At 69.3% G+C, this 16,691-nt stretch carries 16 protein-coding genes; 7 read left to right on the top strand and 9 right to left on the bottom strand.

Going from position 1 to position 16,691, the window contains the following annotated elements:
• The first annotated feature begins 15 nt into the window (after nucleotides 1-15).
• The 5 genes from BLW05_RS10950 (at nucleotide 16) to BLW05_RS10930 (ending at nucleotide 4,526) form a co-directional block, all read left to right on the top strand.
• Nucleotides 16-675 (top strand): hypothetical protein, encoded by a 660-nt coding sequence (locus BLW05_RS10950; protein ID WP_093162500.1) that lies wholly within the window; start codon nucleotides 16-18, stop codon nucleotides 673-675.
• Complete coding sequence (locus tag BLW05_RS10945) at nucleotides 672-1,166, top strand: hypothetical protein (protein ID WP_093162498.1); 495 nt, start codon at nucleotides 672-674, stop codon at nucleotides 1,164-1,166. Before BLW05_RS10950 ends, BLW05_RS10945 begins: the two co-directional genes overlap by 4 nt.
• The gene (locus tag BLW05_RS10940) at nucleotides 1,163-1,996 is read left to right on the top strand and encodes a hypothetical protein (protein ID WP_093162497.1); all 834 of its coding nucleotides are present in this window, start codon (nucleotides 1,163-1,165) and stop codon (nucleotides 1,994-1,996) included. The genes BLW05_RS10945 and BLW05_RS10940 overlap by 4 nt, the downstream gene beginning before the upstream one ends.
• A complete protein-coding gene (locus BLW05_RS10935; protein ID WP_093162495.1) occupies nucleotides 1,993-4,074 on the top strand; it encodes an SdrD B-like domain-containing protein in 2,082 nt (693 codons plus the stop codon). Before BLW05_RS10940 ends, BLW05_RS10935 begins: the two co-directional genes overlap by 4 nt.
• Before the next feature lie 107 nt (nucleotides 4,075-4,181).
• The gene (locus BLW05_RS10930) at nucleotides 4,182-4,526 is read left to right on the top strand and encodes a hypothetical protein (protein WP_093162494.1); all 345 of its coding nucleotides are present in this window, start codon (nucleotides 4,182-4,184) and stop codon (nucleotides 4,524-4,526) included.
• A gap of 12 nt (nucleotides 4,527-4,538) precedes the next feature.
• On the opposite strand, the gene BLW05_RS10925 is transcribed toward BLW05_RS10930, so the two are convergent.
• The 4 genes from BLW05_RS10925 to BLW05_RS10910 all read right to left on the bottom strand — a co-directional run bounded on the left by BLW05_RS10925 (nucleotide 4,539) and on the right by BLW05_RS10910 (nucleotide 8,068).
• Complete coding sequence (locus BLW05_RS10925) at nucleotides 4,539-5,576, bottom strand: ABC transporter substrate-binding protein (protein WP_093162492.1); 1,038 nt, start codon at nucleotides 5,574-5,576, stop codon at nucleotides 4,539-4,541.
• Between the two features lie 64 nt (nucleotides 5,577-5,640).
• Nucleotides 5,641-5,976 (bottom strand): hypothetical protein, encoded by a 336-nt coding sequence (locus BLW05_RS10920; protein ID WP_093162491.1) that lies wholly within the window; start codon nucleotides 5,974-5,976, stop codon nucleotides 5,641-5,643.
• Between the two features lie 70 nt (nucleotides 5,977-6,046).
• Nucleotides 6,047-7,399 (bottom strand): sensor histidine kinase, encoded by a 1,353-nt coding sequence (locus BLW05_RS10915; RefSeq protein ID WP_093162489.1) that lies wholly within the window; start codon nucleotides 7,397-7,399, stop codon nucleotides 6,047-6,049.
• Nucleotides 7,400-7,408: 9 nt separating this feature from the next.
• Nucleotides 7,409-8,068 (bottom strand): response regulator, encoded by a 660-nt coding sequence (locus BLW05_RS10910; RefSeq protein ID WP_093162488.1) that lies wholly within the window; start codon nucleotides 8,066-8,068, stop codon nucleotides 7,409-7,411.
• 166 nt (nucleotides 8,069-8,234) lie between these two features.
• Here BLW05_RS10910 and BLW05_RS10905 point away from each other — a divergent pair, with 166 nt between their 5' ends.
• Nucleotides 8,235-8,738 (top strand): DUF3761 domain-containing protein, encoded by a 504-nt coding sequence (locus BLW05_RS10905; protein ID WP_093162486.1) that lies wholly within the window; start codon nucleotides 8,235-8,237, stop codon nucleotides 8,736-8,738.
• A 101-nt stretch (nucleotides 8,739-8,839) separates the two neighbouring features.
• On the opposite strand, the gene BLW05_RS10900 is transcribed toward BLW05_RS10905, so the two are convergent.
• Entirely contained in the window at nucleotides 8,840-9,607 is a 768-nt protein-coding gene (locus BLW05_RS10900) for a pseudouridine synthase (RefSeq protein ID WP_093162485.1), read from the bottom strand.
• Between the two features lie 99 nt (nucleotides 9,608-9,706).
• Between BLW05_RS10900 and BLW05_RS10895 the strand changes: the two genes are divergently transcribed.
• The gene (locus BLW05_RS10895) at nucleotides 9,707-10,558 is read left to right on the top strand and encodes a DMT family transporter (protein ID WP_093162483.1); all 852 of its coding nucleotides are present in this window, start codon (nucleotides 9,707-9,709) and stop codon (nucleotides 10,556-10,558) included.
• On the opposite strand, the gene kdpE is transcribed toward BLW05_RS10895, so the two are convergent.
• Genes kdpE through kdpB form a run of 4 tightly spaced genes read right to left on the bottom strand, consistent with a single transcriptional unit; the run spans nucleotide 10,540 to nucleotide 16,686 of the window.
• Nucleotides 10,540-11,232: a two-component system response regulator KdpE gene (kdpE, locus tag BLW05_RS10890; protein WP_093162482.1), complete on the bottom strand. Its 693-nt coding sequence runs from the start codon at nucleotides 11,230-11,232 to the stop codon at nucleotides 10,540-10,542. The genes BLW05_RS10895 and kdpE overlap by 19 nt on opposite strands.
• 4 nt (nucleotides 11,233-11,236) lie before the next feature.
• The gene (locus BLW05_RS10885) at nucleotides 11,237-13,972 is read right to left on the bottom strand and encodes a DUF4118 domain-containing protein (RefSeq protein WP_093162480.1); all 2,736 of its coding nucleotides are present in this window, start codon (nucleotides 13,970-13,972) and stop codon (nucleotides 11,237-11,239) included.
• Nucleotides 13,973-14,003: 31 nt separating this feature from the next.
• Nucleotides 14,004-14,582, bottom strand: coding sequence for a potassium-transporting ATPase subunit KdpC (kdpC, locus tag BLW05_RS10880; RefSeq protein ID WP_093162479.1), 579 nt, complete (start codon nucleotides 14,580-14,582; stop codon nucleotides 14,004-14,006).
• A 10-nt stretch (nucleotides 14,583-14,592) separates the two neighbouring features.
• A complete protein-coding gene (kdpB, locus tag BLW05_RS10875; protein ID WP_093163130.1) occupies nucleotides 14,593-16,686 on the bottom strand; it encodes a potassium-transporting ATPase subunit KdpB in 2,094 nt (697 codons plus the stop codon).
• Nucleotides 16,687-16,691 lie beyond the last annotated feature (5 nt).

The following is a 16,691-nucleotide window of genomic DNA, read 5'->3' as shown; positions in this document are numbered from 1 at the left end:
CGGGAGATCGCAAAAATGCCCAACGTGATGCGTCTTTCACCGTTCCGCACCTCCGGCGCCAGAGCCTTCGCGGTCGCCGGGCTTGCCGTCGCGGGCCTTTTCGCCGCGGGCGGTGCGCAGGCCTATCTGGTCAGCATCACGCCCGCCGCACGGGCGATCTACCTGCAAGTGGGCACCGGCACGTTCAGCGGCACCTACACCGGCGGCGGCACGCCGGGCAACAACACCACCGTCAATACCGTCACCGCCACGGTGCCGGCCAGCGCCATCGGCACGGGTCCGCAGACGATGGCGACCAACAGCACCACGGCCAACAGCCCCTACGACAACTATGCGTTCTGCACGCCTGGAAGCGGGCAGGTCTACGTCGGCGGCTTCTACCGGTCGAACGGATCCAGCCAGAATGCGACGCTGACGGTCACTGCGCCGGCCTACCTCGTCAACGCGACCAGCGACACCATCCCGATCAGCACGATCTCATGGGTATCCAGCGGTGCCGGCGATTCGACGGCAACGATCCCGAGCGGCACATTCAACGGCTCCCGGCAGCTTCTGCTCTCTGTCGCGGTCAACAACTGGTTCGAAAGCTGCCTGACCTTCAGCTATTCCAACGCGCAACTCGCGCCCGCCGGCACTTTCACCGGCCGCGCCGTCTACGAGCTGGTGGCCCCATGAAGATCAGCCTGCGCCAGATCGTCAAAGGCGCCCTCCTCGCGCTGTGCGCCATCCTCTTCGCGATACTGGTCATGCCCTCGCCGGCTTCGGCCGCAACGTTTCGCGTCGACGACACCGGCACGCTGGTGAGCCAGCCGGTCACACCGATGAAATGGCGCCAGGTCGTGCCATCGCGGACCGGCGACAACGCGGTCGAAGGCCAGCTCAGCGTGTCACTGCGCCTCAATCTGACCAACTGGGTCAATCGCCCGGCGCGCATCTACATGGTGCTCGCACCCACGGAAGGCGAGCAGCTCATCGCCACCTGGCGCACGCAAGGCCGCCTGCTGCCCGGCTCGGTCCGAGGCGGGGGCCGAGCGCTGGTCTTCGACGGCGTGGTGCAGGGCCCCTTCCTGAACGAGACCATCCAGCTCAACCTGCTGGCCGATGGCCGGCTGCTGACACGCACGCAGCAGCTCCAGTTCTATTTCGAGATCGAGGTATCGCCTTGAACCGACCGACCGCTCTTCGCTCGCTCCTGCACCCCGGACGTCTTCGATCGCTGACGCTGCTTGCGCTGGGCTTCGGTGCGCTGTGCCCGGCCGCCTTCTCGCAGTTCGCGCTCGCGGTGTCGCCGCCGCGCTTCGAGTTGAAGGGGAAGCCCGGCACACCGGTCCGCGACGTGATCGAGCTGTCGCAGATCGACGCGCGCCCGGGCGCCTATACCGTGCGCACCGCCGACTGGACCTTCAAGCCCGACGCAACAGTGGATTTCATCGACGCGCTGGCGCCTGACAGTTGCCGCCCGTGGGTCGCCATCGAGCGCAAGGAACTCACCGTCACGCCCGGCCGGCCGTATCGCTTCCGCTTCGAGGTCACGCCGCCGCCGGACACGCCGCCGACGGAATGCCGCTTCGCGATCCTCGTCGAAGGCAAGGAACAGGCCGCGAGCCCCAACATGCCGATCGGCCTGTCGGCGCGCGTCGGCGTCGTCGTCTACGTCGCGGTCGGCGACGTGAAGCCATCGCTCAGCGTGGTCGGCGCCACGGTGCAGACGGTCAACGGCGTGAAGATGCCGGTGCTCAAGGTGCGCAATGACGGCACCGCGCACGGCCGGCTCGCCGGTTTCCTCAAGGGCACGGATGCCAGCGGCACCGCGCTCGAATTCACCGCCGCGACGCTTCCCATCCTTCCGGGGGAAACGCGCGACATTGCGTTGAGCGCGGCACGGCCCGGCAACGCGGATGCCGCGGTGCAGGTCAGCTTTCCGGTGACGGTGCGCGGCAAGCTCGAATGGGGTGAATCGGGGTCGACCGAGATCGATCAGCGCTTCGCTCCATGAGGCGCCGGATCGCCTGCCTCGCGCTCGGCATGCTCGGCGCGGGCTCTGCGCTGGACAGCCGGGCCGAAGCGCCGGCGGCGCCTGCCTATGAAGATCGCCTGCTCGACAGCGGGCCGCAGGCCGAGGTCGACGAGTCCGCGGCCGAAGCGCCCTCCACCGGCTGGCCGCGCGGCGGCAGCGTCGAGCTGCAATCGCAGCGCCAGCGCGTGGTCAGCGAGACGCGCAACCAGACGCTGCAGTTCTCCGGCTTTCTCGACACGCCGAACTACGGCGCCTTTTCCGCCGACGTGAGCCTGAACCGCTACCGCAGCCCCGTGACGGTGTTCGACCAGACCGGACTCAACGGCACGCTCTACAACCTCTCCTACCTGAGCGGCAACACCGGCCGCATCGACCAGCGCGCGATGCCGCTCAACAGCGGGTGGTACGCCAACAACAGCATCGGCGACATCAACACCGCCGCCACGCCGATGTCGCGCGGTTCCGGGCGCGTCTTCCTTCCCTCGCTGCCGATCGAAGGCTTCTCCACCAGCTTCGACAAGCCGGGGCGCACGAGCATCAATGCCTCCAGCGGCCGACTGGGTTTCTTCGACGGGATCAATTCGCAGGGCTTCACCGTCGGTCGCGGCACCGCGACTACCTTCGGCGCGCAGCAGCAGCTCACCGGCGATGACAACCCGCTCGGCGTCAATCGCACCGACGCCGCCTTCCAGATGGTGGACGCGCGCGACGTCAACCTCAACGGCGTGACCGGCTATGCGCAGAACACCCGCTCGTACTGGGGCGCCATGTCGTGGCAGGGCGTGTCGCCCTGGGCCGATTCGGTCGGCGCCGGCATCGGCCCGCTGACCGAGCGCCCGGGCGGGATGCGCGTGCAGGCGAACTACGCGCACAGCGAAGGCCAGCCGTCGACCGTCGGCTCGCTCGCGCCGCGCGATTCGGCCAACGGCTTCTGGGTCGACGCGGACTGGCGCGGCGACTGGGCGCGGCAGAGCGCGAGCGCCTTCTATTTCGATCCGGCGCTTCGCTGGGGCAGCACGCCGATCGCGGGCGACCTGCAGGGCGTGAGCTGGCGCGGCGACGTCTCGACCCGCCAATGGCAGCTCGGCACCAACCTGGAATTGAGCGAAAGCGTGAGCGGGCTCACCGGCCGGTCGCTCTTCGGCAACGTCTTCGGACGCTACCGCTTCGATTCGCGCGACGCGATCTCCTCCACGCTTGCCGCACGCACCGGCAGCCAGGCCGCGCAATCGATCGAGGTCACCTGGGAACACATCTCGCCCACCTGGGGCCAGAGCCAGTGGCGCACGGACGTCGCGAACGGCCGCGGTTCGCAAGTGGTGCGTTTCGGCCTCGACCAGGCGTGGCCGGTGGCGGAAAACACATCGCTGTCGACCACGCTGGCGGTCGAGCAGGCCGAGCAGCTCGGCGTCACCGCGCGTTCGGTGATCTGGGGCGCGCTCGGCAGCCTGCCCTTTCTCGCGAGCGGCCGGCTCGACCTGAGCGTGCGCGGCAGCAACGGCCTCGGCAGCTACGACGCGCGCTTCCTGAATGCGAATGCGCGCGTGAGCTGGGCGCTGGGCGCCGGCTGGTCGTTCTATGTGCAATACACCGCGGCGAACGGGCAGGAGGCACTCAATCCGGCGGTGGTGTCGGCGCTGACCGCGGCCACCCTGCCGCCCGTGGTGGTGCTGCCGTCGAGCCGCACGCTGCTGCTGGCGATCCGCTACGAGGCACGCGCGGGCACGACGAGCGTGCCGATCGGCGGCAGCGCCGCCGGCGGCTCGGGCCGGCTCGAAGGCCATGTGTTCTTCGACCAGAACGGCAACGGCGTGCGCGAGGCCAACGAGGGCGGCGTCCCGGGCGTCACGGTGGTGCTCAACGGCCGCTTCGTGACGCGCACGGACGCGCAGGGTCTCTACAGCTTCCCGGCGGTGGCGCCGGGCAACCACGAGATCGAACTCATCCCCGACAACCTGCCGCTGCCGTGGAGCAACCCCGGCCCCGCGACGCGACGCGTCGACGTGTTCGTGCGCGACACCACCACCGCCGACTTCGCGATCCAGCGCGACCGCTGACCTCCACCAAATGGAGGGTGTTGCATCCTTCACTTTTGGATCAGACTGCCGATATCCCGAGGTCGGCGTCGCTGGGGCGCCGCGCCATGTCAGCGAGGCGGTGCTCAATGTCCGGGAAAGAGATCGGTGCGAATTGCCGCGTCGGCAGACGCGAAGCCAGGGGCATCCTGCTCGCGCTGATGCTCGCACCCTTGAGCTGCGCGGCCGAAACCGCCATCGCCGCACCGGGCGCGAACAGCGCGTCCGCCCATCTCTCGTTCAGGATCGTGATCCCGCCGGTGTTCCGGGTGCTGCAGATCACGCCGGTCAAGGAGGGCTACCAGTACCTTGTCTGGACCAACATGCCGTCCATCCTGCTCAACGGCATCGAATACCGGTTCAACCGCGTCGGCGAGACCACGCTGACCATTCCCGCGCCCCCGGCCGGCATCTTCATCGTGCACGGCCTCTGAGGCGCGAGGCCGCTACCTCGGCTGCGATTCGACTTCGCGCGTCCAGCGGTCGATCAGCCGCTTGCGCTCGGCCGCGCTGCCGTATTTCTCGAAGTCGTACTTGATGAGCCGCACCTCGCTCATCGACGGAATGCGCGGATCCGGCTTGAAGGTCTTGTTGGCCGGCGATTGCAGGCTGCCCGCCCTGGCGCCGATCGACTGCCCGGCCGGGCTCATCAGCCAGTCGTAGTAGCGGATCGCGTTGGCCTTGTTGCGCGCGCCCTTCACCAGCGCGATGCCGCCGATCTCGTAGCCCGTGCCTTCGCAGGGCGCCACCGCCTTGACCGGGTACTTGTCGTAGCGCCACTTGTCGAAGCCGAAGATGAAGCTGATGCCGATGGCGACCTCGCCCTTGGCCACGTTCGGCGCCTGCGCCTGCCCGCTGCGGGTGTAGGCGGTGGTGTTGCGGTGCAGCTTCTTCAGGTAGTCGAAGGCCTGCTCCTCGCCCATGAGTTGCACGAGGCCAGCGACGATGGTGTAGCCGGTGCCGCTGGTCGCGGGGTGCGACATCTCCACCTCGCTCTTGTATTCGGGCTTGATCAGGTCGGCCCAGCAGCGAGGCTCGGGCAGCTTCTTTTTCTTGAGCACGTCGGTGTTGAAGCCGAAGCCCATCGCGCTCGTGTAGAAGCCGCCGACCATGTTCTGCGACATCGCGTACTGACGCACCGACCAGTCGTAGAGGTCATTGATGTAGGCCGGCCGGTACGGATCGAGCAGCCCCTGTTCGGCCGCCTGCAGGAACGGGTCGCCGGTGCCGCCCCACCAGATGTCGGTCTTGGGGTTGGCCGCTTCGGCGCGCAGCTGGGCACCGATCTCGCCCGTGCCCTTGTGGGCCTGCAGCACGCGGATGCCGGTGGCGCGTGTGAACTCGGCCGCCGCCGCTTCGCACCAGCTTGCGTCGGTGCTGCACAGCGCATTGACCGTGCCCTGCGCACCGGCGCCTGTTGCCGCCATCAGGCCGAGCAATGCGCCGGCTGCGGCAATGGTTCTTCTGGAAGCGAGAAAGTGCATGGGCCATCCCGGGTTTCACGAGGAAACCGCAGGATAGCGTCACGCGCCGCGCGCGGAATCAGGGTCAGTGCGGTGCGCCGCCGGTGATGCCGGCCATGCCGGTGGACTGGCCGATCGCCTCCGTCTGCATCGGATGCGACGCCTCGACCGCGCCTTTGTACACCTCGGCGCGCGAGAGCTGTCCGGGCAGCGGCGCGCTGGTCGACTGGCCGACCGACTCCGTGCCGGTCGGACGCGCCGCTGCCATGGCGCCCGCGTCCACTTCGGGCATCGAGGCGGTGTTGCTGGTCTGCATCGGGCGGTAGTCGGAGCCGTCGGATTGGGCGCGTGCACCGAACGAGGCGAAAGCCGCCAGAGTCGCGAAGGTTCCGAGTGCCAGAACCCTGAGGGAAGCATGCATGTGGGTCTCCTGAAGTTGCCCTTGCCACTCTAGGCAGGCACTCTGAGGCCGGCGTGAGCGAAGAATGAGCTCAGGATGAGGCCGGCAGGTACACGCGCGCCAGCAGCCCCGGGCCATCGGCGCGGTTTTCCAGCACGATGCGCAGCCCGTTGCGCAAGGCCGCGGTGCGCGCGATGGCCAGCCCCAGCCCGCTGCCCCCGGCAGGCGCGCCGGTGACGCGGAAGAAGCGGTCGAACACACGGTCGAGCTGCTCCGGCGGGATGCCGGGTCCATCGTCGAGCACATCGACCACCGGATGTCCGTCGATCATGTGCAGCCGCACGTCCACGACGCCACCTTCGGGCGCGTAGCGCACCGCGTTGTCGATGAGGTTGTCGAACACGCTGCGCAGCTCCGACGGCGGCGCCGACACCAGCGGCGCAACCCGGCCTTCGAAGCCCACGTCGATGTTTCGCTGGTCCGCCAGCACCATGAGTTGCCCCACGCTGTCGCGCAGCAGCGCTGCGACATCGACGGGGCCGCGGGCCGCGGGTGGCGGGCCTTCCTGCCGGGACAGCCTCAGCAACTGCTCGATGAGATGCTGCGCCCGCTCGACCCCGCCTTCGAGCTGCGCGAAGCGCTCGGCCGCATCGCCGGCCGGGACGTGGCCGCGCAGGTTCTCGATCTGAAGGCGGATTGCGGCCATGGGCGTGCGCAGCTCATGCGCGGCGTCCTGCATGAAGCGGCGCTGCGTCGACAAGGCGCTGCGCAAACGCCCGAGCACGCTGTTGAAGGCACCGACCAGCGGCGCGATCTCCTCCGGCACGCGCGCGGTCGCCACTTCGGCCGTGTCGCCGACCTGCTGTGCCGCCACATCGCGCGCGACCGCTCGCAGCGAGCGCGAAGCCACCGAGACGATGAACAGCAGCAGCAGCAGCGTGATCGGCAGCATCAGGAAGATGGGCAGGCTTTCCAGCAAGGCGCGGCGCACGATGCGGTTGCGCCGGAAGCCGTCGTTCTGCACCACCTGCACGCGGGGCATTTCCGCGAGCGCCCCGGGCTCGGCGGTGAAGACACGCCAGGCATCTTCGTTTCGCGGCCCGGTGCGCAGGTCGCTGAACCCGGCGTCGGACTGCAGCGGAATCGCGAGATCGGGCCAGGACGTGCCCAGCAGCGTGCGCCCGTCGCTGCTCCAGACCTGGACGACGAAGGCGCCGCGCCGGATGACTTCGTCGCTCGTCACCGGCTGCAGTGGCGGCGCACGATGATGGGTCGCACGCGACTCGGCCACTAGGCGCATCTGGTCGTCCATGAAGTTGTTGACCAGCCGCCCGTAGGCGCCGTAGGAAAACCATACGGTCGCTGCAATCGCCACCAGATACAGCGCCACCAGCCACAGCAGCAGGCGGCTGCGCAGCGAACGGAGCCTGAAGCTCGGCAACACGCGTGGATCTCATGCCGGCGCAACGCGCCAGCCCAGGCCACGCACGTTGCGGATCGTTTCCGCGCCGAGCTTGCGCCGCATGCCGTGGATCAGCACGTCGATCGCGTTGCTCGTGACTTCCTCGCCCCAGCCATAGATGCGGTCCTCCAGTTGCTCGCGCGACAGGATCGCGCCGGGGCGCTCCAGCAGCGCGTGCAGCAGTGCGAACTCGCGCGCGGTCAGCACCTCACGCACCCCGTTGACGACCACGTCGCGCGTGGTCAGGTCGAGCTGCAGCGTGGCGGTGCCGATCACCGAATGCGCCGCGCCGTCGCGCCGCCGCACCACGGCGCGCATGCGCGCAAGAAGCTCGCGCAACTCGAAGGGCTTGAGCAGGTAGTCGTCCGCGCCGAGGTCGAGCGTCTCGATCCGGTCGTCGAGCCCGTCGCGCGCGGTGAGCACCAGCACCGGCGTCGCGTCGCCGCGCTTGCGGGCGCGGCGCAGCACCTCGGTGCCGTCGATCTTGGGCAGGCCCATGTCGAGCAGCACGCAGGTGTAGCCGCCATCGGCCAGTGCGCTGTGCGCCAATGCGCCGTCGCGCACCCAATCGACCGACCAACCGGCGTTGTCCAGGGCATGCACGAGGCTGCGGCCGATCATTTCGTCGTCTTCCACCAGCAATGCGCGCACGGGGTCTCCTTGTGACTGGAACACAGCCTCCACGAGGCTACGCCCGTTTTCTTAGCCTTGCATGAGTGCGCCGGCGAGCGGATCGGGGCATTTGGTCAGCTTCTGCTGGGATTGGGTCCAGAACATGGCGGTGTCTGTCCACACATGGCTTCAGGAGCAAACCGGGATGAAGTTCCAACTCAAGGCTGTACTGTTCGGCGCCGGCCTGCTGGCCGCGCTCGCCGCCCAGGCACAACAACTCCCCGCCGACGCGCCGGCCGGCACCACGGTGCAGTGCAAGGATGGAAGCTACGCCTCGCCCGACACCAAGTCGGGCGCATGCCGCGGCCACAAGGGCATCAAGACCTGGTACGGCAAGGCCGATGCCAAGACCGGCACGGCTGCGGCGGCGCCGGCTGCAGCACCGGCAGCACCGGCAGCACCGGCAGCAGCCGCTCCGGCCGCCCCGGCGGCGGCACCTGCCGCCAAGGCGCCTGCGGCGTCCGACCCGTCGAAGATGGCCGCAGCACCCGGCGGCGGCGTGGGCAAGGTCTGGGCCAACGACGAGACCAAGGTCTACCACTGCATGGGCGACCGCTACTACGGCAAGACCAAGAAGGGCGAATACATGACCGAAGCCGACGCCAAGGCCAAGGGCATGCACGCCTCGCACAACAAGGCATGTGGGTGAGTTCACCCCCAGCCTCGCCCACTGCGTGTGGCTCTGACACCCCCTCCGGGGGCAACCCCGGCGGCCCGGCAAAGCCGGTTCCGCGGGGTTCCTGGCCTTGGCTAGAAGCGCTCGCCGGCGCCTAGGTAGCGCCATTGCCCGACGGGGAGGTTGCCGAGGACCACGTTGCCGATGCGGATGCGCTTCAGGCCGACGACCTTGAGGCCCACCAGCTCGCACATGCGGCGAATCTGTCGCTTCTTTCCTTCGGTCAGCACGAAACGCAACTGCTCCGGGTTCTGCCAGTCGACCTTTGCCGGCTTCAGCGGCTGACCATCGAGGCTCAGGCCGTGGCGCAGCTTCGCGAGTTGTTCGCGCGGGAAGGCGGCCTGCGAGTTCTGCGCCACAGGCCCGTAGGAGACGCGGACGAGGTATTCCTTTTCCATCGACGAGTCCTCGCCGATGAGCTGCCGCGCCACGCGGCCATCCTGGGTCAACACCAGCAGCCCCACGGAGTCGATGTCGAGCCGGCCGGCCGGGGCGAGCCCCCTGAGCTGCTGCGGAGAGAAGCGGTGCCGGCTCTGGTCTTCGCGCCAGTGCGTGCGTGAGTTGATCAACACCACGGCAGGATCGTGCCCATCCTCGGCCTGCCCGCTGACATAGCCGACGGGTTTGTTCAGCAGGATCGTCACCTGCTGTTGCTGCTGGCTCTGCGCCTTGCGGTCGACCTCGATGCGGTCGGCGGGGGTGACCTTGACGCCCATTTCCGCCACCTGCCCGTTGACCTTGACCCAGCCATTGGCGATCCAGTCGTCTGCCTCGCGGCGCGAGCACAGGCCCAGTTCGGCCATGCGTTTGTTGAGGCGGGAAGGTGCGGTGGTGTCGGACATGGGGATCGGCGGGCTCGGATTGCAGCGATTTTCCGATATCCATGCGCCGATGTTCCAATCGCTGCTTCCTCGCCGACTCCTTGCTGCAGCGCCGCCTCGATGAACATCGTCGTCCTCACTTCGGTCGCCATGCTGGCCTTTGCCGGCAACTCGCTGCTGTGCCGGCTCGCGCTGCAGCACACCGGTATCGACGCCGCCACCTTCACGTCGGTGCGGCTGGTCTCCGGCGCGCTGGTGCTCTGGCTGATCGCATCGCGCCGCTCCGGCGCGCAGCCCCGGCGGCTCGCGGGCGGATGGCTTTCGGCGCTGGCCCTGTTCGCCTATGCCGAGGCGTTCTCCTTCGCGTACATCAGCCTGCCGGCCGGCACCGGCGCGTTGCTGCTGTTCGCGGCGGTGCAGATCAGCATGCTCGGCTGGGGCCTCTCGAAGGGCGAGAAGTTCTCGCGCTGGCAGGCGATCGGCTTCATGCTGGCGGTGGGCGGGCTGGTCTTCCTGCTCCTGCCGGGGATCGCCGCGCCGCCGCTGCACGGCGCGCTGCTGATGATCGTGGCGGGCGTCGCGTGGGCCGTCTATTCGCTGCGCGCCAGGGGCGCGGGTGATCCGACGCAGGTGACCGCGGGCAACTTCGCGCGATCCGCACCAATCGCATTGATCGTCAGCGCCGCGATGCTCTCGTCGATGCGCTGGAGCCCCGCCGGCATCGCCTACGCGGTCGCGTCGGGCGCGCTCACCTCGGGGCTCGGCTACGTGATCTGGTACGCGGCGCTGCGCGAGCTTCGGGTGACCAGCGCCGCGACGGTGCAGCTCAGCGTGCCGGTGATCGCGGCCTTCGGCGGCGTGGCGTTCCTCGGCGAATCCGCCAGCCTGCGATTGCTGGTCGCGTCGGTGCTGGTGCTCGGCGGCGTGGCGATCGTGCTGCTGATGCGCAGCCGTCAGGCCACCAGCCGGTAGCCCACCGCCGTCTCGGTCAGCAGATGGCGCGGCTGCGCCGGATCGGCTTCGAGCTTCTGCCGCAGGTGGCCCATGTAGATGCGCAGGTAGTGGCTCTGCTCGCCATGCGACGGCCCCCACACCTCGCGCAAAAGCTGCCGCTGCGTGAGCACGCGCCCTGCATTGGCGACCAGCACCGACAGCAGCCGGTATTCGGTCGGCGTGAGATGCACCTCGGCACCCGCGCGCCGCACGAGCCGCGCGGCGCGATCGACCTCGACCTCGCCGAAGCGGAACACCGGCTCGGGCTCTTCGCCGCCCGCTGCGGCACGCGGCCTGCGCAGGTTGGCGCGCACGCGTGCGAGCAGCTCGCCCGTACCGAAAGGCTTGGTCAGGTAGTCGTCGGCGCCGGCATCGAGCGCGGCGATCTTGTCCGCCTCGTCGCTGCGGGCCGAGAGCACGATGATCGGCACGCCCGACCAGCCGCGCACATCGCGGATCAGGTTCACGCCATCGCCATCGGGCAATCCGAGATCGAGCACCAGCAGGTCGGGCTGGCGCGTGCCGGCCGCGGCCAGCCCGTCGCGCAAGGTGCCCGCCTCGTGCACCTGCCAGCCTTCGGCCTCCAGCGCACCGCGAACGAAACGGCGGATTTGCGGCTCGTCCTCGATCACGATGGCGGTGGGGCTGGGCATGGCTTCAGAGCGGGATTTCGACAGGTTCAGGCGGTGTGCGGCGCGGCAGCGTGACCGTGAATTCTGCCCCGCCGCCTTCCGCATTCGCCGCCGCGATCTGGCCGCCGTGCGCGCTCACCACCGCCTTGCAGATCGCGAGCCCGAGCCCGACACCCGGCGTCGCAGACTCGGCCTGGCCGCGCGTGAACTTGTCGAACAGCGTCTGCTCGCGGCCCTTCAGCGAAGCAGGCAGGCCCGGCCCGTGATCGCGCACGCCGAGCACCAGGGAGCCTTCGGGCGCGCGCGCGCTGACGACCACAGGCGGCGCACCGTACTTGGCCGCGTTCTCCAGCAGATTGACCAGCACGCGCTCGATCAGCACCGCATCGAATTCGACGAGGGGCAGGTCCGGCGGCAGATCGGTCTGCACCGTCATGTCGCCGAGCGCCGGTCGCGCGGCGCGGATGGCGGATCCGACCACCTCTTCGACCGACTGCCACTCCCGGCGCAAGCTGACCGCGCCGCCGGCGATGCCGCTTTCCAGACGCGCCATGTCCAGCAAGTTGCTGACCAGCGCATGCAACTGATGCGCCTGCGAAACGATCGCGCGCGCAGCCTCGCGCTGCTCACCGCCTTCGGGCAGTGTCTGAAGCGATTCCGCGAGTGCGATCAATGCCGTGAGCGGCGTGCGCACGTCGTGCGAGATCGCGCCGAGCAGTGCATTGCGCAGCCGCTCCGACTCGATCTCGACCACCGCCTGCTGCGCCACTTCGACGTAGTGCACCCGCTCCAGCGCGATCGCGATCTGCCGCGCGAGCGTGTCGAGCTGCTGCGCCTGTTCGGGAATCAGCAGCCAGCGCGGTTGCGCCGGTTCGAGCGCGAGCACGCCGCGCACGCGCATCGGCGCCTTCAGCGGCACGTAGTGCCACGGCTGAGCGGCCAATGTCGTGGTGGCGAGGCCGGCCGGTTGCCCATGGCGGAAGGCCCAGTCGGCCACGCTGGCGTCGAAGCCTGGCGCGGCATCCTGCGGGATCACGAGGCGGTCGTTGGCATCGGTCAGCAGAACCAGTGCGCGGCCTCCGAAATGCCCCTGCACCGCGGCCGCGCCGAGCTGCGCGACCTGCGTGCTCTCGAGCGCCGCCGACAGCTCGCGCGTGAGCTCGAAGAGCGATTGCGCGCGCCGCTCGCGGCTCGCCGAAACACTCGCGGCAAAACGCAGCCCCGCGGTGAGCTGCCCCACCAGCAGGCCGACCGCGAGCATCACCGCGAAGGTCAGCACGTACTGAATGTCACCCACTGCGAACGACAGGCGCGGCGGGACGAAGAAGAAATCGAAAGCCGCGACGTTGAGCAGCGCCGAGAGCGCCGCCGGACCGCGGCCGAAGCGCATTGCGACCCCAACCACGCCGAGCAGGAAAAGCATCACGATGTTCGCAAGCTCCAGCACGCCCACGAGCGGCGCCACCAGCGACGTGACCGCGACGCTGATGGCGGCCGCCCAGGCATAGGCGGGCCAGCGTGCGCGGGGGCGATCCTCCATTGCCGACCCGGCGCGCCGCGCGGCCACCGGCCCGCTCGACAGCCGGCGCGAACTCTCGGCCCGCGCGACTTCGACGATGTCGAGGCCCGGTGCGTCGCGTGCGAGCCGGCGCGCGAGCGGGGTCGCCGGCCACCAGCGCACCCAGCCGGGCGCGGAGGTCGCGCGGCCGACGACGAGCGTCGCGCAGTTGAGCCGCTGCGCCTGCGCGGCGAGCGCGGCGGCGATGTCCTCGCCGGTCAGCACCGCGGTCTCCGCGCCGAGACCTTCCGCGAGCTTGAGCACCGCGAGGATGCGGTCGCGCCGCGCCGCGTCGAGTCGCTGCAGGCGCGGCGTTTCGACATACGCCGCATGCCAGCGCACGTTGAGCTGGCCGGCCAGCCTCGCTGCGGTCCGCACCGTCTGCGCCGCGCCTTCGTCCGGGCCGACGCAAGCCAGGATCGCGCCGGACGTGTTCCAGGCTGGCGGGCCCGCATCGCCGAGCGGGCCGGACTGCTCGACGCGCCAGTTGCGCACGTCGTCTTCCACATGCTCGGCGGTGCGGCGCAGCGCGATCTCGCGCAATGCGATCAGGTTGCCCTTGCGGAAGAAGTTCTGGGCCGCGCGCTCGGCCTGGTGCGGCACATAGACCTTGCCGGCAGCGAGCCGCGCGGTCAGTTCGTCGGGCGTGACGTCGACCAGCACCACCTCGTCCGCCTCGTCGAGCACCGAGTCGGGCACCGTCTCGTGCACGCGCACGCCGGTGATCGCCCCGACCGTGCCGTTGAGGCTCTCGAGATGCTGGACGTTGAGCGCCGACCACACGTCGATGCCCGCGGCAAGCAGTTCCTCCACGTCCTGCCAGCGCTTGGCGTGGCGCGAACCGGGCGCGTTGGTGTGCGCGAGTTCGTCGACCAGCAGCACCGCGGGCTTGCGCGCGAGCGCGGCGTCGAGGTCGAACTCGGCGAGCGAGCGGCCTCGATGGCTCACGCTGCGCAGCGGCAGCACGTCGAGCCCCGAGAGCAGGGCCGCCGTCTCGCTGCGGCCATGGGTTTCCACGACGCCGACCAGCACGTCGCGGCCGGCCGCACGCTCGCGTTGCGCCGCGCTCAGCATCGCCCATGTCTTGCCGACACCCGCACTGGCGCCGAAGTAGATGCGCAGCCGACCCCGCCGCGCCCGCGCCTCATCCGCGCGCCATTGCGCGAGCAGGACGTCGGGGTCGGGACGGGCGTCGTCGTTCATCGGATCGGGCGACGCAGGTTACCCCATTGGATCAGGGAGCCGGTTGGGCATCGAGCGCGAGATTGAGCGCAAGCACGTTCACGCGCGGATCGCCGAACAGGCCGAACAGCGGCCGCTCGGTGCGCGCATCGATCATCGCCAGCACCTGCTCCACCGGCAGATTGCGGGCGCGTGCGATGCGGGGCGCCTGATAGCGCGCGGCGGCCGGACTGATGTCCGGATCGAGGCCGCTCGCCGACGCGGTGACCAGATCGATGGGCACCGGCACGGTATTGCCCGGATCGGCCGCCCGCAGTGCCTCGATGCGCGCCTTGACGGCGTCCGCGAGCGCCGGGTTGAGCGGCCCCTGGTTGGCGCCACCCGACGCCCCGCCGTTGTAGGGCATGGGCGCTGTGGCGGAAGGACGGCCCCAGAAGTGCTTCGGGTCGACGAAGTTCTGGCCGATGAGTGTCGAGCCGACCGGCTTGCCGTCGCGGATGACGAGGCTACCGGCCGCCTGATCGGGAAACGCGGTGCGCGCGACGCCGGTCACGGCAAAGGGATAGACGATGCCCGTGATCGCGCTGAGCAGCACGAAGAGCACGATGGCGGGACGAAGGGTGTCTTTCATGTCGATGTCCTCAGACCAGACCGATGGCCACCAATAGCCAGTCGATGAGCTTGATGCCGATGAAGGGAACGATCAGGCCGCCCAGGCCGTAGATCGCGAGGTTGCGGCGCAGGAGCGAGGCCGCGCCCACCGGCCGGTAGCGCACGCCCTTGAGCGCAAGCGGGATCAGGAACACGATCACCACCGCATTGAAGATCACCGCCGACAGGATCGCCGACGAAGGGCTTGCCAGCCGCATCACGTTGAGCGCGCCCAGTTGAGGATAGGTCGAGATGAAGATCGCCGGGATGATCGCGAAGTACTTCGCGACGTCATTGGCGATCGAAAAGGTGGTGAGCGAGCCGCGCGTCATCAAGAGCGCCTTGCCGGTCTCCACCACTTCGAGCAGCTTGGTCGGATTCGAATCAAGGTCGACCATGTTGCCCGCCTCCTTCGCGGCCTGCGTGCCGCTGCCCATCGCGACGGCCACATCGGCCTGCGCGAGTGCGGGCGCGTCGTTGGTGCCGTCGCCGGTCATCGCGACGAGACGGCCATCGGCCTGGTAGCGGCGGATCAGCGCGAGCTTGTCCTCGGGCGTGGCCTCGGCCAGGAAGTCGTCCACGCCGGCCTCGGCCGCGATCGCGGCGGCGGTGAGCTTGTTGTCGCCGGTGATCATCACCGTCTTGATGCCCATGCGGCGCAGTTCGGCGAAGCGGTCGCGGATGCCGGTCTTCACGATGTCCTTGAGCTCGACCACACCGAGCACGCGCTCGCCTTCGGCCACCGCGAGCGGCGTGCTGCCGCGGCGCGCGACCGCGTCGGCCGCATTCGCGAGCGCGGCCGGCATTGCGCCGCCAAGCGCTTCGACGTGGCGGCGCACCGCATCCACCGCGCCCTTGCGCAGCACGATCGGATGGACATCGAGGCTGTTCGAGGCCGCCGGGAGATCGACGCCACTCATGCGCGTCTGCGCAGTGAAGGGCACGACATGCGCGCCTTCGACCGGCGCATCGACGGTGCCGCCTCGCCGCGCGAGCTCGACGATGCTGCGGCCCTCGGGCGTTTCGTCCGCCAGCGATGCCAGCAGCGCGGCGCGCGCGAGGCGCTCCTGCGACACACCCGGCGCAGGCATGAAGGCGCTGGCCTGCCGGCTGCCGTGGGTGATGGTGCCGGTCTTGTCGAGCAGCAGCACATCGACGTCGCCCGCGGCCTCGACCGCTCGGCCCGAGGTGGCGATCACGTTGGCCTGCATCATCCGGCTCATGCCGGCCACACCGACCGCCGAGAGCAGTCCGCCGATGGTGGTCGGGATCAGGCACACCAGCAGCGCGACCAGTGCGGTGAGCGACACCACCGTGCCCGTGCCCGCCGCGCCGACGCTGAACACCGAGTAGGGCAGCAACGTGGCGGTGACGACCAGGAACACCATCGTGAGCGCCACCAGCAGGATCGTGAGCGCGATCTCGTTCGGCGTCTTCTGGCGCTTGGCGGCCTCGACCATGCCGATCATGCGGTCGAGGAAGGATTCGCCCGGGTTCACCGAGATGCGCACCACCAGCCAGTCGGACAGCACGCGCGTGCCGCCGGTGACCGCGGAGAAGTCGCCGCCCGATTCGCGCACCACCGGCGCGGATTCGCCGGTGATCGCACTTTCGTCGACCGAGGCCACGCCTTCGATCACTTCGCCGTCGAGCGGAATCACGTCGTGCGTCTCGACCAGCACCACGTCGCCGCGACGCAGGTCGGTCGACTTCACCGGCAGCCACTTGCCGCCGTGCCGGGGGTCGGCCAGCTTCTTGGCCCAGGTGTCCTTGCGCAGCCCGCGCAGCGAAGCGGCCTGCGCCTTGCTGCGGCCTTCGGCCAAGGCCTCCGCGAAATTGGCGAAGAGCACCGTGAACCACAACCAGATCGACACCGCGAGCACGAAGGCCGGCGGCATGCCCGTTTCACCGGGGTAGCTCAGCGAGTGCACCCAGAGCACGGTCGTGACGATGCTGCCGATGTAGACGATGAACATCACCGGATTGCGCCACTGCACGCGCGGGCTCAGCTTGGTGACAGCGGCCCAGAGCGCCGGCTTCACCAGCGCGGCGTCGAACAGGGAAAGGGAGGTCTGCGTTTTCATGTCGT

Source organism: Variovorax sp. YR216, from assembly GCF_900107745.1.
In the GTDB taxonomy this organism is placed as follows: Bacteria; Pseudomonadota; Gammaproteobacteria; order Burkholderiales; family Burkholderiaceae_C; genus Variovorax.
The sequence above is the reverse complement of the archived record's forward strand: the minus strand, read 5'-3'. Positions and strand labels throughout refer to the sequence as shown.